The organism is Pseudomonas sp. B22129 (assembly GCF_044218875.1).
Taxonomy (GTDB): Bacteria; Pseudomonadota; Gammaproteobacteria; order Pseudomonadales; family Pseudomonadaceae; genus Aquipseudomonas.
Genome location: NZ_CP162592.1, coordinates 4212304 through 4226549, shown reverse-complemented (window position 1 = coordinate 4226549; position 14246 = coordinate 4212304). Strand labels below are relative to the sequence as shown.

Genomic DNA, 14246 nt, shown 5'->3' with positions numbered 1-14246 from the left:
TTGAAAAAGAACGTTCTTATCATTGGTGCAGGAGGTGTCGCCAAGGTGGTGGCCCACAAGTGCGCGCAGCACAACGACGAACTCGGTCGTATTGCTATCGCGTCGCGCAACATCTCCAAATGCCAGGCCATCATCGACAGCGTCAAGGCCAAGGATAGCCTCAAGGTACCCGCAGATATCCAAGCCTTCGCGCTGAACGCCCTGGACGTGGAAGCGACCAAGGCCCTGATCCGCGAAACCGAATCGCAGATCGTCATCAACGTGGGTTCCTCGTTCCTCAACATGTCGGTACTGCGTGCCTGCATCGACACGGGCGTGGCGTACCTCGACACCGCCATCCACGAAGAGCCGGGCAAGGTCTGCGAGACCCCGCCGTGGTACGGCAACTACGAGTGGAACCACCTGGAAGAGTGCAAACAGAAGAACATCACCGCCATTCTGGGCGTGGGCTTCGACCCGGGTGTGGTCAACGCGTATGCCGCGCTGGCAGCACAACAACATTTTGACCGCATTGATTCGATCGACATTCTCGACGTCAATGCCGGCTCCCACGGCAAATACTTCGCCACCAATTTCGACCCGGAAATCAATTTCCGCGAGTTCACCGGGCAGGTGTGGAGCTGGCAGAACAGCCAGTGGACCAGCAACACCATGTTCGAAGTCAAACGCACCGACGACCTCCCTGTGGTCGGTTCGCAGAACCTGTACCTGACCGGCCACGATGAAGTGCACTCGCTGTCGAAAAACCTCGACGTGCCCAACGTGCGTTTCTGGATGAGCTTTGGCGAACACTACATCAACGTGTTCACCGTGCTGAACAAGCTCGGCCTGCTCTCCGAAAAGCCGGTCACCACCGCCGAAGGCCTGGAAGTCGTGCCGCTGAAACTGGTCAAGGCCGTACTGCCCGACCCGTCTTCGCTCGCCCCGGGCTACACCGGCAAAACCTGCATCGGTGATTTGGTCAAAGGCACCAAGGATGGCAAACCGCGCGAAGTCTTCATCTACAACGTGGCGTGCCACGAAGAAGCCTTCGCCGAAACCGACAGCCAGGGCATCTCCTACACCGCAGGCGTGCCACCGGTAGCCGCTGCGCTGCTGGTTGCCCGTGGCGAGTGGGATGTGAAGCACATGGCTAACGTCGAGGAACTGCCGGCTGAGCCGTTCCTCAAGGCGCTGGACGTGATGGGCTTGCCGACCCGGATCAAGGATGAGCACGGTGACCGTGCGTGGGATGCGATTGCCTGATAGGCGATAGCGGACCGAACAAAAAAATGCGCCCTCAGGGGCGCATTTTTTGTTTGGGCTCGCACAATTCGCAAACCCAATGAAGATCCAAATGTGGGAGCGGGCTTGCTCGCGAAAGCGGTGTATCAGCTACAGATGAGTTGGCTGACCCACCGCCTTCGCGAGCAAGCTGAACTGGCCTAATGATTTTGGACACTTCAATCGGGCGCTATGATAGCGCCCAAATCTGAGGTGTTTGGATATGCGTAAATCTTATTCGAGTGAGTTCAAGCTCAAGGCTGCCAGCATGGTGCTGGATGAAGGTCAGCCGGTTACCGAGGTCTGTGCCAGCCTGGATATTGGCCCTACTGCTCTGCGCCGTTGGGTCGATCAAGTGCAAAAAGAACGCTTGGGCTCGACTCCGGTGGGAGCCAAAGCAATTACGGCTGATCAACGAGAGATCCAGAGACTCAAAGCCCTGCTCAGGGAGAAAGACCTGGACATTGAAATCTTAAAAAAGGCCAGTGCTCTCCTGCTTTTGGACGCCAAAGATCATTCACGCTGATCGATGAGCTGGACGAGCAGTACGGCGTTAAAAGGTGTTGCCGGGCGTTCGGGGTTAACCGCAGCAGCTTCTATGCCTGGCGCCAGCGCCAAGGCAGAGCAAATCCTGAGCGGGAAAAGCTCAAAGCCGCGCTGGTCAGGTACCACAAGGCGTCGAGAGAGTCGGCGGGCGCACGTACCTTGTCCAAGGAGCTGCAAGCCAAAGGACATCGTGTCGGACGTTATATGGCTCGCAACTTGATGCGCGAAGCTGGCATCGCTAGTCGTCAGCGCAGGCGCCATAAGTACAAGTCGCCGGGCGTGGAGGCCTTGGTGGCGCCGCATATGCTCAAGCGAAAGTTTGATGTGACGGCGGTTAATCAGGTGTGGTGTGGCGACGTAACGTACATCAAGGTCGGCAAGCGTTGGATGTACTTCGCCGCCGTTCTGGATCTGTACGCTCGCAGGATCGTAGGCTGGTCGTTCTCGATGATTTCTGATGCCAACCTGACCTGCGAAGCACTACGCATGGCGGTGGAGTTGCGTGGCCATCCCCAGGATGTGCTGTTTCATTCTGACCAAGGTTGCCAGTACACCAGCCATAAATTCAGAAACGCGCTTGTGAAACATGGATTTAGGCAAAGCATGAGCCGTAAAGGCGAGTGCTGGGACAACGCCCCGATGGAGCGTTTCTTTGGTAGTTTGAAATCCGAGTGGGTTCCTGAAACGGGCTACAAACTGGAACATGAGGCCCGGGCAGACGTGCAGCGCTATGTCTCGCGCTACAACATCAGCAGGCCTCACAGCTATAACGACTACAGGTCGCCGGTCGTGAAGGAAAGGGTGGCGGCGTGAACCGTAATCAGTGTCCAAGATTACTTGACCAGTTCAAGCCCGCTCCCACATGGGATCTCCAGCGTATTTGGATTATCGGCTACTCCAGGTTCCGGGCCGAATTGCTCAGTGCTCGTGAGCACTGCAACAGTGCCGGCGCCAGCTGCTTCTCTGCATCCGCCCTGCTCCACCGACTGGTCGGCGCCACCACATGCACCGCCGCCACCGGGCGACCATTCGCACCCAGCACCGGTGCGCCAATGGTCATGTCGCCCAGGAACAATTCCTGACCATTCACCGCGTAGCCCTGCTCACGCACTTGTTGCAACGATTCCAGGATCTGCTCGACGTCAGTCAGCGTCTGGCTGGTGTGCGCCACCCGCTGGCTGTTCTCGATCAACACCAGCGCCTCCTCCTGCGGCAGCGCGCTCAAATACGCCCGGCCCGACGCCGTGCAGTACATCGGCACCCGCGAACCAATCGGCATGTGCACCGGCACAAACCCCGAGCTGACGAACCGCGCGATGTAGGTCATGTCGTAGCCCGCAGGCTCCGTCAGGCACGAGGTTTCTCCCGTCAGGCGCGTCAATTCCGAGAGGAACGGGTTGGCCACCTCGATCAACGAATGCGCATCCAGGTAACTGAAGCCCAACTCCAGCACCCGGGGTGTGAGTTGGTAATGCCGCGTGCGCGAGTGTTTCCGAAGGTAACCCAGGCTCTCGAGGGTAAACACCATGCGCTGGGCCGAGCTTTTGGTCATGCCGGCAGCCTCGGCCACCTCTGCAAGGCTCATGCTGCGGCGCTGGGCGCTGAATGCCTTGAGCACCGACAGGCCTTTTTCCAGGGATTGGTTGTGCAGACTGTTGCGTTCTTCGGACATGGCGAACTCGCGGCGTTATTCGATCAGGCGTGGCGGCATTTCTACCGCAAATCACAAAAATAGACCATTAAATATCGCATATCGATACGAATGGTTCATTTAATCGATTTTGTATAGCGATATACGATTTTTATCAATCGAAATGGCATAGAGCTTGCGGTTTCATCGCCAGCCGCTCGCGGTACTGACTTTCCGTTTTCCTTCTGGAGTAACCCGATGAACAGTCTTTTGCCCTTGTTTCGCCGCCTTGCCTTGGGTGTTTGCGCCACGCTTTGCGTGACGGCCGTGCACGCAGAAAGTGCGTCCTCGTACAAAGTCGGTGCAACCGCCAGCGGTTCGCCGTTTACCTTCCTCGATATCAAGAGCAACAGCATTCAAGGGGTGATGGTCGACGTTGCCGAGGCCGTAGGTAAGGCCGGTGGGTTTACCAGCCAGATCGAGCAGACCAACTTCGCCGCGCTGATCCCCTCCCTCACCTCCGGCAAACTCGACTTCATTGCCGCCGGCATGCTCAAGACCGCAGAGCGCACCAAGGTCGTCGACTTCAGCGCGCCGGTGTATGCCTACGGCGAAGGCCTGATCGTGAACGCCGATGACAATACCGCCTACCCCGACCTCACACCGCTCAAGGACCAGGTGGTCGGCGTGCAGGCCGGCACCGTGTTCTACGACCAGTTGAACAAGCTCGGTATCTTCAAGGAAATCCGCACGTACGACTCCATCGGCGAGATGGTTCGCGACCTGTCACTGGGCCGCATCAAGGCCGCCGTGGGCGACCAGCCGGTGGTGGCCTACCAGATCCGTCAGAAGCTGTTCAAAGGCGTGAAACTCGCCCCGGACTACAAGCCCACCAACGTCGGCGAAGTGTGCCTGGTGGTGCGCAAGGGCGACACCGAAACCCTCAACCGCCTGAACACCGCCATCGCAGGCATCAAGGCCGACGGCACCCTCGACGCCATCCTCAAGAAATGGGGGCTTGATACCCATGAATGAGTTTCTGCAAAACGCCCAGGACTTTCTGCCGATTTTGCTGCAAGGCGCCCTGGTGACGATCCAGATCACCGTGCTGTCGTTCCTGCTCAGCAGTGCGATCGGTTTGGTGCTGGCGCTGCTCAAACTGTCGCCGATTCGCGCGCTGTCGTGGGCGGCCAGTACTGTGATCAACGTGATCCGGGGCCTGCCGATCATCGTGCAGCTGTTCTACATCTACTTCGTGCTGCCGGACATGGGCGTGCACCTCACCGCGTTTTACGCGGGCGTGATCGGCATGGGCATCGCCTACTCGGCGTATCAAGCGGAGAACTTCCGCACCGGCATCATCGCCGTCGAACAGGGCCAGCGCGAAGCCGCCGAAGCGCTGGGCATGCGCTCGGCGTTGATGATGCGCCGGGTGATCCTGCCGCAAGCGTTTCGCATCGCCCTGCCGCCCTATGGCAACACGCTGGTGATGATGCTCAAGGACTCGTCGCTGGTGTCCACCATCACCGTGGCGGAGATGACCCGCCAGGGCCAGCTGATCGCCTCGTCGACCTTCCAGAACATGACCGTCTATACCCTTGTCGCCCTGCTCTACCTGCTGATGAGCCTGCCGCTGGTGTATGGCCTGCGCCGCATGGAACAGCACCTGGGCCGGAGGAAAAAAGCATGATCGAGATCCGCCAACTGCAAAAACACTACGGCAGCCACCGCGTGCTGCACGGCGTCGACCTGAACGTGGCCAAAGGCGAAGTGGTGTGCCTGATCGGCCCGTCGGGTTCGGGCAAATCCACGTTGCTGCGCTGCATCAATGCACTGGAAGCCTACGACGGCGGACACATCAGCGTGTTCGGCGAAACCGTGCAACGTGCCAGCAAAACCGTGCACGCGCTGCGCAGCCGCATGGGCATGGTGTTCCAGCGCTTCAACCTGTTCCCCCACCGCACCGTGCTGGAAAACGTGATGGAAGGCCCGGTGTACGTCAAAGGTGAGCCACCGAGGCAAGCCCGCGAAGAAGCGCTGGTGCTGCTGGAAAAAGTCGGCCTGAGTGCCAAAGCTGACGCCTACCCGGAGCAGGTCTCCGGCGGCCAGCAACAACGCGTGGCCATCGCCCGCGCCCTGGCAATGAAGCCCGACGCCATGCTGTTCGACGAACCCACCTCGGCGCTCGACCCGGAACTGGTCGGCGACGTGCTGGCGGTGATGCGCACCCTCGCCGATGAGGGCATGACCATGATCGTGGTCACCCACGAAATGGGCTTCGCCCGTGAGGTGGCCGACCGCGTGTGCTTCCTGCACGGCGGCTACATCGTCGAGAGCGGCGCGGCCGAGCAGGTGCTGGGCAACCCGCAGCATCCGCGCACTCAAGACTTTTTGCGGCGCGTGCTGCACCCCACCGGCGCTGTGCGGAGCCTGCCATGAAATCATTGTGGTCGGCGACGGCGCCGCAGGCGGTGCCCACGCCTGCGTTGAACGAATCGGTGAAGGTCGATGTGGCGATTGTCGGCGCGGGGTATACCGGGCTGTCCACGGCGCTGCATCTGGCCGAGCGTGGCGTGAGCGTATGTGTGCTGGAGGCCAACGAGCCGGGCTGGGGCGCGTCGGGGCGCAACGGCGGGCAGGTCAACCCCACGCTCAAGTACGACCCCGAGCAACTGGTGCAGATGTACGGGCCGGAACGGGCTGAGCCGTTGATTGCCACTGTGTCGAACTCGGCGGACCTGGTGTTCAAGCTGATCGAAAAACACCGCATCGAGTGTGCGCCGGTGCGCAAGGGCTGGATGCAGGTGTCGTACACCGAAAAGGGTGTAACCGGGTTGCATGCGCGGGCCGATCAGTGGGCGCGCCGTGGAGTGCCCGTGCAACGGCTGGACGCAGCGGCGGTGGCTTCACGCATGGGCAGTGAAGCCTTCGCGGGCGGTTGGCTGGATGGCCGTGCCGGGGCGATTCAGCCGCTGGCGTATGCCCGTGGTCTGGTCGGCGCGGCGCTGGCGGCGGGTGTACGTATTCATGGGCAAAGCGCGGTGACCGGGTTGCAGCGCCAGGCTGCGGGCTGGCAGCTACAGACGGCGAACGGTGCGCAGGTCATTGCCGATCAAGTGGTGCTGGCCACCAACGGCTACAGCGGCAACCTGTGGCCGGGCATGGCGCAGAGCATTTTGGCGGCGAACAGTTTTATCGTCGCCACCAAACCGTTGAGCGGGCGCGCAGCCGACAGCATCTTGCCGGGGCAGGAAACCGTGTCCACGGCGCAGCGCTTGCTGCTGTACTTTCGCAAGGACAGTTACGGCCGTTTGCTGATGGGCGGACGTGGGTTGTTCAACGACCCCACTGCACCGACGGATTTTGCCCATCTGGAACGCTCGCTGGCGCTGCTGTTTCCACAGTTGGGACCGTTGGAGTTTGAATATCGCTGGGCCGGGCGGATCGCGATCACACGGGACTTTATGCCCCACGTTCACGAACCGGCGCCCGGACTGACGCTGGCGTTGGGCTGCAATGGTCGTGGCATCGCCTTGTGCACGAGCCTGGGCCAGCAACTGGCCGGAAGGTTGTGCGGCAGCAACGCCGAGTTCGCCTACCCGGTGACGCCGCTGCAGCGCTTGCCGATGCATGGGTTGCAACGGTTTTACATTGGTGCGGGCGTGGCCTGGTATAGCCTGCTGGATCGGCTCGCGCTGTAGCTGTGATCGCTCGTCAGGAATATTCTCCGACGCCCAAACGTTGTATCGGCGAATATTCCTGACATCAGGCCCTACGGAAGACAGCCCATGAAAAAGACCCTCGCGACTGCCTGCTTTATCGTTCCGCTTTTGTGCACCAGCCTTGCAATCGCCGACACGCTCAAGCCCACCAAAACCTCCCACGCCGACGTCGCCGGCAGCATTTTTGCCCGCGCCGACGCGGTGAAAAGCGCCCCCGGCGAACCCAAAACCGTCGACGTAGTCACCCATGAATCCACAGACAAAGCCTTCCAGACCGGCATGTACAAATCCGGCCCCATGCGCGAAGAACTGGGCGCGCCGGGTACACCGTATGAAGAGTTTTTATACTTCACCGCCGGCGGCGTGACCCTGACCTCCAGTGACGGCACGGTGATGACCGTGAAGGCTGGCGAGTCGGTATCGATTCCCAAGGGTTGGACCGGGGTGTTTGAAACCAAGGGCTACGAGAAGATCTATGCGATCTACGATGTGACAGCCACCCAAAAATAACCGTGGAAACCAATCAAAAATGTGGGAGCTGGCTTGCCTGCGATGGCGGCGAGCCAGGATTGGCCCGGCTGGCTGACCCATTGCATTCGCGGGCAAGCCCGCTCCCACAGGGGAAATGTGTAGCTGGTAGATTGCATTTCAGCAGATTGACAACATCACACTTCAAAACACCGACCAGCCAATCCGCTCACTCAACAACTCCAGCGCCTTCATCCCCGCCAGCGAGTTCCCTGCAGCATTCAACTCCGGCGACCACACGCACACCGTAAATTGCCCCGGCACCACGGCGACGATCCCGCCGCCGACCCCGCTTTTGCCCGGCAGGCCCACGCGGTAGGCAAAATTGCCTGCTTCGTCATACAGCCCGCTGGTGGCCATGATCGAGTTGACTTGCTTGGTTTGGCGCGCGGTGAGGATCTGCTCGCCGCTGTGGGCGCTCACACCTTCATTGGCCAGGAAGCTGAAGGCGCGGGCCAGGTCCAGGCAGCTCATCTGCAGCGCGCAATAGTTAAAGTAGCTGTGCAGTACGGCGTCCACGTCATTGTGGAAGTTGCCGAAGGATTTCATCAAATACGCCATGGCCGCATTGCGCGCGCCGTGCTGGGCTTCGGACTCGGCGACGACGCTGTTGACCAGGATCTGCGGGTTGCCCGACAGACGCCGCACGAAGTCGCGCATCGACAGAATCGGCACGGCAAAGCGTGACTGGTTGATGTCGCAGATCACCAGCGCACCCGCGTTGATGAACGGGTTGCGCGGGCGGCCGCGTTCGAATTCCAGCTGCACCATGGAGTTGAACGGCTGCCCCGAAGGCTCGTGGCCCAGGCGCTCCCAGATGGTTTCGCCGCCGTGGTCGATGGCTTGTACCAGGCTGAACACTTTGGAAATGCTCTGCACCGAGAACAGCGTGTCGGCGTCCCCGGCGCAGTAGGCCGCGCCGTCGTTGCCGTACACGGCGATGCCAAGTTGATTGGCAGGCACGTCGGCCAGCGCGGGGATGTAGTCGGCAACTTTGCCGAGCCCGATCAGTGGGCGCACTTCGTCGAGAATCGACTCCAGCAGCGCCTGCATGTCTTGTCCTGTCATCTGTCTTTGAATCGGTGATAAGCGGGGCGCGGAGGATACCTCAAACAGGCAGTACAGGCAGGAATCTCACCTGTGGGAGCTGGCTCCCACAAGGGTTTTGCGATACGGCTTAGAAATACGCCACATCCGACACCTGCTCATCCAGCACATCCTTCGCCAGCGCCCAGGCGCGGTCTTTGGATTCGACCACCAGCAGCGGGTAGCCCCAGGCCTTGCCGAAGGTGGCGGCAAAGGGTTTGAGCGCCAGGCGTTTGGCCGCACTGGGTTCCACCTGGATCATGCCTTTGACGAACGCACGCAGCGCCTGTTTGTTTTTTTTCATCCAGATCGAGGCGTGTTTGCGCTCTTCGTGGGAATGCTCGTGATTGCTCTCGTCCACCGCCTTTTCGTGCAGCAGCATGAACGGCTGTTGGCGCGCCAGCAGGTTTTCAAAGACCCGGAAGGAATCGTCCGGGCCGCCTTCGTTGGGGGCGTCGAAGACGATTTTCACCACGGGAAAAGTTGAACTGTCGAGTCGCATGGCAAAGCTCCTTAATGAGAGTGGATCTCACTATAGTGATCACGCCACTGGACGGCATTGCACAAAATAGCCAGTATGTTTCGCAATTCAGCCAAAGTGCCAAACCTGCATGAAACGCCATCGCCTCGACCTGCGCGACCCGCAAATGTCCAAAGACGCCGATCTGATCCCGCGCGCCGTGGTGGCAGTGGGCGCGACCAGCACCGCCGAGAGCTGGGAGCATGAGCAGCATTCCCATCGCAAGGCGCAGTTGATGTACACCTTGCGCGGGGTCATTCACTGTGAAATTGAAGCGGGTATCTGGATTGTGCCGCCACAATGCGCGCTGTGGATTCCCGGCGGCATGTCCCATGCGGCGCGCGGCTCCGGCGAGGCGCACGTGTATTGCCTGCTGGTTGACCCCGACGCCTTGCACGCTCTGCCCCAGCAATGCTGCACCCTCGGCGTTTCAGGTTTGTTGCACGAGTTGATCACCAAGGCCGTGAGTTTCCCGCAACTGTATGACGAGGAAGGCGCCCAGGGCCGCTTGATCAACACGCTATTGGATGAACTGGCCGAAGCCCCCATCGAAGACCTGCACCTGCCCATGCCCCAGGACGCAAGGCTGCGCCGCTTGGCCGACAGCCTGCTCGCGGACCCGGGCGACAAATCCACCCTCAGCCAATGGGCCGTGCGCATCGGCATGAGCGAGCGCAGCATGACCCGCTTGCTGCTGGAAGAGTTGGGCTTGAGTTTCGGGCGTTGGCGCCGGCAGTTGCATGTGATCCTGTCACTGCAACGCCTGGCCAAGGGGGAAAGTGTACAGCGCGTGGCACTGGACCTGGGTTATGAGAACGCCAGCGGCTTTATCACCATGTTCCGCAAGGCCGTGGGCCAGCCGCCGGCGCGATACCTGGCCGACCGCGCCGGCGTCAACAGCACGGCCGGGCAACCCGGCATTGCCATGGACTAAGGCATGGCGAACGCACTCATCGCATGGAACCGCTGTAAAAGCTCGGAAAGCATGACCTGATGAAATTAAAATGCACATTCCTAATAGTTATATAAACCTATGATTCTCTATTTTAATAATTAGGTTAGAACCAATCAGCCTTTTACAACGCGTGCCGCTGGCCCTACTTTTAACCTCAATGGCCGACCCCTTGCCCGGTGGAGGTGCTGATTACCCCCTGATCAAGGAACTGACCATGAGCATTGAATTCATCGGCTACATCGGCGGCCACCACGCCTCCGAAATTCATCCGCGCAGCGGCCCGGTGCTGCAACCCGAGTATGTGGAAACCGTGGCCCGCGCCCATGAAGAAGCCGGTTTCGACCGCGCGCTGATCGCCTTTCACTCCAACAGCCCGGACAGCACGCTGATTGCCGCCCACGCCGCCAGTGTGACCCAAAAGCTGCAATTTCTGATCGCCCATCGCCCAGGCTTTGCCCAGCCGACTCTGGCCGCGCGGCAATTCAATACGCTGGACGTGTTCAACGGTGGCCGTACCGCCGTGCACATCATCACCGGCGGTGACGACCGTGAGCTGCGCGCCGATGGCAGCCATATCGACAAGGATGAACGCTACGCACGCACCGACGAATACCTGAGCGTGGTGCGTCAGGAATGGACCAGTGAAAAGCCCTTCGATTTCGCGGGCAAGTACTACCAGGTCGAAGGTGCGCATTCGGCCGTGAAGTCGCCGCAGCAACCGCATATCCCGCTGTATTTCGGCGGCTCGTCGGCGGCGGCGATTGCGGTGGCCGGCAAGCATGCCGACGTGTACGCACTGTGGGGTGAAACCTATGAGCAAGTGCGCGAAGTCGTGACCCAGGTGCGCGCCGAAGCGGCCAAGCACGGGCGTACGATTCGCTTCAGTTTGTCGCTGCGACCGATCCTGGCCGAAACAGAGGAACTGGCCTGGGCGCGTGCCGACAGCATCTTGCAGCAGGCCACCGCCTTGGCCGAGAAAAACGGCTTTGTGCGGCGTGAACCGCCGAATGAAGGCTCACGGCGTCTACTCGCCGCCGCCGCCCAAGGTTCTCGGCTGGATAAACGCTTGTGGACCGGCATCGCCGGGCTGCTCGGCGCCCAGGGCAACTCGACGTCTCTGGTCGGCACCGCCGAGCAGGTCGCTGAAGCGCTGCTGGACTATTACGACCTGGGCATTACCACCTTTCTGATTCGCGGCTTCGACCCGCTCAATGACGCGATCGACTACGGCAAACGCCTGATTCCACTGACGCGGGAATTAGTCGCCGAACGTGAGCGCCAGGCCGCAGAAAAGGTCGCTTAACGGCGCGGGCCGGGGCGTGTTGAATCAGCTCAGCAACACGACCCCGCCCGGCAACTCGGTGCACTTGGCCCCGTAGGCGTCGCGAATCAACAGCGCCACGCCGGCCAGTTGCTGCAAACTGAAACGCGCCTGCACCCGGCGCTGCCCCAGTTCCTTGTTCAGCAACACCAGCATGCCCGGGCGGTAACGGTTGATTTCATCCACCACCGTCGCCAGCGTGGCGTTGTTGAAGACCAGTACCTGTTCGCGCCAGGCCACTACGGCCTGGGCATCGACAGTGGCCACCTCGCCCAACCCGGCGGCGTCATAGGTCAGTTGCCGGCCCTGTTGCAACGGCACGCTGCGCCCGGCGACGTCCACCGACAGCGCACCGTCGATGCAGGTCACGCAGACCTTGTGGTCAGTGTTACGCACGTTGAACCTTGCCCGTGCCGCACTGACCCAACCGGTTCCGGCCTGCACCTTGAGCGGCTGCGCGCCGTGGACAAGCACTTCGACTTCGCCCTCCAGCAATTCAATGCCCTGCCCGACCCGGCTGATGCGCGTCTGGGTGTTGAGTTCCAGGCTCACGCCTTCGCTCAACACCACCTGGCGCTGCTCGCCGACTTCAGTGCGGTAGTCCGCCGTCAACCCGGCAAACCCGCCGGGCAGGCCAACGTGGACCATCACTACCGCTGCCGACGCCGCAATTGCCCCGCCCAGAAAGGCGCGACGACCGAAATGGCGCGGTTGCGCGAGGTGTTCGGCAGCCGGGGCCAATTGCTGCCACAACGCCTTGACCTGCTCAAACGCCTGGGCGTGCTCCGGGCTGCGGGCACACCAGGCGCGCAACGCCTTGGCGTCGGCCACGGTGGCGCGGCCCGAGGTCAGCAGCAGCAGCCAGTCACGGGCTTCATCGTGCAGCGGGTCGGCGGGCATCGGCCGTGCGGCGGGGAAATTGAAGATGTTCAAGCGTGCAGGTACTCGCGGTTTTTTCAGGGACTCAACACTAAGACGGTTTTCCGGCCCCGGGACCGAACCGCTGAATCACTTTTCTTTCCAGGCGTTTGGCGCAGTGCCCCAGCGCGGCCTTGATTTCCTTCTCGACCATGCGCGTGGAAATGCCAAACCGCTGGGAAATTTCCAGATGCGGCGCCTCCTCCAGCCGCGCAGCAATCAGGATCTTGCGACGCCGCGCCGGCAATTCGTAGAGGGCTTTGACCAACGACTGAATCTCACGCTGGCCGCCCACCACCCGCGAGGGGTCCTGGGCTTCGTCAGCGGTTTGCAGCAGCTCTTCGACCTCGCTGCCGGTGAGCAGGCGTGCGTCAGCCTGGCGGCGGTCGGCGGCGATGTTCAAGGCCATTCGGTAGAGGTAGGCATTGGGTTGCTGGAGGTTCGGCGGCACGTCCATGCGGTCGACCCGCAGGTAGGTTTCGTGCAGCACGTCGTTTGCCAGGTCCTCGGAGCCCAGGCGCTTGCGCAAACGGACTTTGAAGTCCTCGTAAGACGCCAAAAACACGCTGACCATCGTACTGTGCCCGGTGTTTTTCATCCGCCCGTGACTCCTTTCCCTGCCGTGCATTCCATGCGTTTTCCTGTTGTGTCGGGCATCAAAAGTAAGGTCACCGGCTGGCGCAGCGAACTCGGCGGCGGGCGTTCCACCCGGGCCGCGCCCAGGCCAAGCAACACGGCTTCATCGCGCACCTCATCACCGGTCGAGCTGACCAACCGGCTGTGTTCGATCCCCCCTTGCGGGTTGACCCACACCTGCACCAGCGCCCGGAAACTACCGGGGCGGGTCAGCGGTGAACGGCACAGGCTGGCCTCAATCGCTTGTTGCAACGCGGCGGCGTAGCTGTTGTTGACCCGTGATGCGTTGCGCGGTGAAGCCGCCTGGTTGACCTCGGGCAGTTGCAAGGTGAAGGCATCCTCGCGTGCATATCGCGCCATCAGACCACTCCCCGTCAGCAGCAGCGCCAGTGCTTCTTGCGCCGTGAAACGCCCGTGCACACCCAGGGAGCGCCGGCCCCGCGTCAACTCGCGGTCCACCAGCACCGCCATCCCGGTGGCGCGGCTGTACGCTTGCAGGGCGTGTTCCAGGTCTTGCGCAGGCAGGTCCAGTATCAACAGCGGCGGCTCTGCCCTCGTCGGCGTCGCAGCGACAAGCAGCAACAGCAAGACCAGGGCGCCAACGGCACGCCTCCAGCCCCCCTGCTCACCCCCCGCGTTGCATCGCTGCACGGCTGACGTGTCCTTGAAAACCGTCATCCTGAGGCCAGTTTATGAACCTGATGTTACGGTGATGGCAAAAAAAACATCACGGTGACAAGACGCCCGCTGCACTACACTTTGCGGCATTGACGGCCCCTCACCGCGGGCCCGCCAGGAGGCCCCGATGAAGCACTTTCCGACCCTCGCCAGCCTGTTGCTGTGCGCTGCCCTGCCGTTGAGCGCCCACGCCGAAACCGCTGCCAAAGGCTGCACGGAAGTGACGGTGGATGGGTACAAGGCGCCGGACTACGGCTGCCTGAGCCAGCAGATGAGCACTGACCCGGATGCCGCCAAGGCCGCACAGAAAAACCGCGAAGCCTTGACCGTGCCGGTGCATAAACGCCCGCCGAACCAGGCGGGGCTGGCCACCCCGGCGGCGACCAGCATTCGCATGGGCAATACCTTCGGGACGTCGGTCACGCCCCAGCGCCCCTGAGCCG

Annotated in this window: 17 protein-coding genes; 11 read left to right on the top strand and 6 right to left on the bottom strand. The window is 61.3% G+C overall.

Annotation, left to right across the window (positions count from 1 at the left end; all coding sequences use genetic code 11):
- The 3 genes from AB4P94_RS19520 (at position 1) to AB4P94_RS19510 (ending at position 2622) form a co-directional block, all read left to right on the top strand.
- Positions 1–1245, top strand: coding sequence for a saccharopine dehydrogenase family protein (locus tag AB4P94_RS19520; protein ID WP_395606980.1), 1245 nt, complete (start codon positions 1–3; stop codon positions 1243–1245).
- Between the two features lie 241 nt (positions 1246–1486).
- Positions 1487–1789, top strand: a complete 303-nt coding sequence (locus AB4P94_RS19515) for a transposase (RefSeq protein WP_014717988.1) — start codon at positions 1487–1489, stop codon at positions 1787–1789.
- On the top strand, positions 1786–2622 hold the full coding sequence (locus AB4P94_RS19510) for an IS3 family transposase (RefSeq protein ID WP_395611291.1): 837 nt from the start codon (positions 1786–1788) through the stop codon (positions 2620–2622). The genes AB4P94_RS19515 and AB4P94_RS19510 overlap by 4 nt, the downstream gene beginning before the upstream one ends.
- Before the next feature lie 79 nt (positions 2623–2701).
- On the opposite strand, the gene AB4P94_RS19505 is transcribed toward AB4P94_RS19510, so the two are convergent.
- The gene (locus AB4P94_RS19505) at positions 2702–3481 is read right to left on the bottom strand and encodes an IclR family transcriptional regulator (RefSeq protein ID WP_395606979.1); all 780 of its coding nucleotides are present in this window, start codon (positions 3479–3481) and stop codon (positions 2702–2704) included.
- A 216-nt stretch (positions 3482–3697) separates the two neighbouring features.
- Here AB4P94_RS19505 and AB4P94_RS19500 point away from each other — a divergent pair, with 216 nt between their 5' ends.
- From AB4P94_RS19500 to AB4P94_RS19480, 5 genes are all read left to right on the top strand, one after another.
- On the top strand, positions 3698–4474 hold the full coding sequence (locus tag AB4P94_RS19500) for an ABC transporter substrate-binding protein (RefSeq protein ID WP_395606978.1): 777 nt from the start codon (positions 3698–3700) through the stop codon (positions 4472–4474).
- Complete coding sequence (gene ehuD, locus AB4P94_RS19495; protein WP_395606977.1) at positions 4467–5129, top strand: ectoine/hydroxyectoine ABC transporter permease subunit EhuD; 663 nt, start codon at positions 4467–4469, stop codon at positions 5127–5129. The genes AB4P94_RS19500 and ehuD overlap by 8 nt, the downstream gene beginning before the upstream one ends.
- Positions 5126–5878 (top strand): amino acid ABC transporter ATP-binding protein, encoded by a 753-nt coding sequence (locus AB4P94_RS19490; RefSeq protein ID WP_395606976.1) that lies wholly within the window; start codon positions 5126–5128, stop codon positions 5876–5878. The genes ehuD and AB4P94_RS19490 overlap by 4 nt, the downstream gene beginning before the upstream one ends.
- A complete protein-coding gene (locus AB4P94_RS19485; protein WP_395606975.1) occupies positions 5875–7140 on the top strand; it encodes an NAD(P)/FAD-dependent oxidoreductase in 1266 nt (421 codons plus the stop codon). Before AB4P94_RS19490 ends, AB4P94_RS19485 begins: the two co-directional genes overlap by 4 nt.
- An 87-nt stretch (positions 7141–7227) precedes the next feature.
- Positions 7228–7671 (top strand): cupin domain-containing protein, encoded by a 444-nt coding sequence (locus AB4P94_RS19480; protein ID WP_395606974.1) that lies wholly within the window; start codon positions 7228–7230, stop codon positions 7669–7671.
- 162 nt (positions 7672–7833) lie between these two features.
- Here AB4P94_RS19480 and glsB read toward each other — a convergent pair whose 3' ends face one another.
- Together glsB and AB4P94_RS19470 are read right to left on the bottom strand one after the other, a co-directional pair.
- Positions 7834–8742: a glutaminase B gene (gene glsB / locus AB4P94_RS19475; protein WP_395606973.1), complete on the bottom strand. Its 909-nt coding sequence runs from the start codon at positions 8740–8742 to the stop codon at positions 7834–7836.
- 124 nt (positions 8743–8866) lie between these two features.
- Positions 8867–9277, bottom strand: a complete 411-nt coding sequence (locus AB4P94_RS19470) for a hypothetical protein (protein ID WP_395606972.1) — start codon at positions 9275–9277, stop codon at positions 8867–8869.
- Between the two features lie 109 nt (positions 9278–9386).
- Between AB4P94_RS19470 and AB4P94_RS19465 the strand changes: the two genes are divergently transcribed.
- Both AB4P94_RS19465 and AB4P94_RS19460 read left to right on the top strand, forming a co-directional pair.
- Positions 9387–10229 carry an AraC family transcriptional regulator gene (locus AB4P94_RS19465; RefSeq protein ID WP_395606971.1) on the top strand — a complete coding sequence of 281 codons (843 nt, stop codon included), beginning with the start codon at positions 9387–9389 and terminating at the stop codon, positions 10227–10229.
- Positions 10230–10464: 235 nt separating this feature from the next.
- Positions 10465–11553 carry an LLM class flavin-dependent oxidoreductase gene (locus tag AB4P94_RS19460; RefSeq protein ID WP_395606970.1) on the top strand — a complete coding sequence of 363 codons (1089 nt, stop codon included), beginning with the start codon at positions 10465–10467 and terminating at the stop codon, positions 11551–11553.
- 24 nt (positions 11554–11577) lie between these two features.
- Here AB4P94_RS19460 and AB4P94_RS19455 read toward each other — a convergent pair whose 3' ends face one another.
- From AB4P94_RS19455 to AB4P94_RS19445, 3 genes are read right to left on the bottom strand one after another with little or no spacing between them, the layout of a single operon-like run.
- Positions 11578–12504, bottom strand: coding sequence for a FecR family protein (locus tag AB4P94_RS19455; protein ID WP_395606969.1), 927 nt, complete (start codon positions 12502–12504; stop codon positions 11578–11580).
- Between the two features lie 37 nt (positions 12505–12541).
- Entirely contained in the window at positions 12542–13087 is a 546-nt protein-coding gene (locus AB4P94_RS19450) for an RNA polymerase sigma factor (protein WP_395606968.1), read from the bottom strand.
- Positions 13084–13713 (bottom strand): secretin and TonB N-terminal domain-containing protein, encoded by a 630-nt coding sequence (locus tag AB4P94_RS19445; RefSeq protein WP_395606967.1) that lies wholly within the window; start codon positions 13711–13713, stop codon positions 13084–13086. The genes AB4P94_RS19450 and AB4P94_RS19445 overlap by 4 nt, the downstream gene beginning before the upstream one ends.
- Positions 13714–13930: 217 nt before the next feature.
- On the opposite strand from AB4P94_RS19445, the gene AB4P94_RS19440 reads away from it, so the two are divergent.
- Positions 13931–14242: a hypothetical protein gene (locus AB4P94_RS19440; RefSeq protein WP_395606966.1), complete on the top strand. Its 312-nt coding sequence runs from the start codon at positions 13931–13933 to the stop codon at positions 14240–14242.
- Positions 14243–14246: the final 4 nt, after the last annotated feature.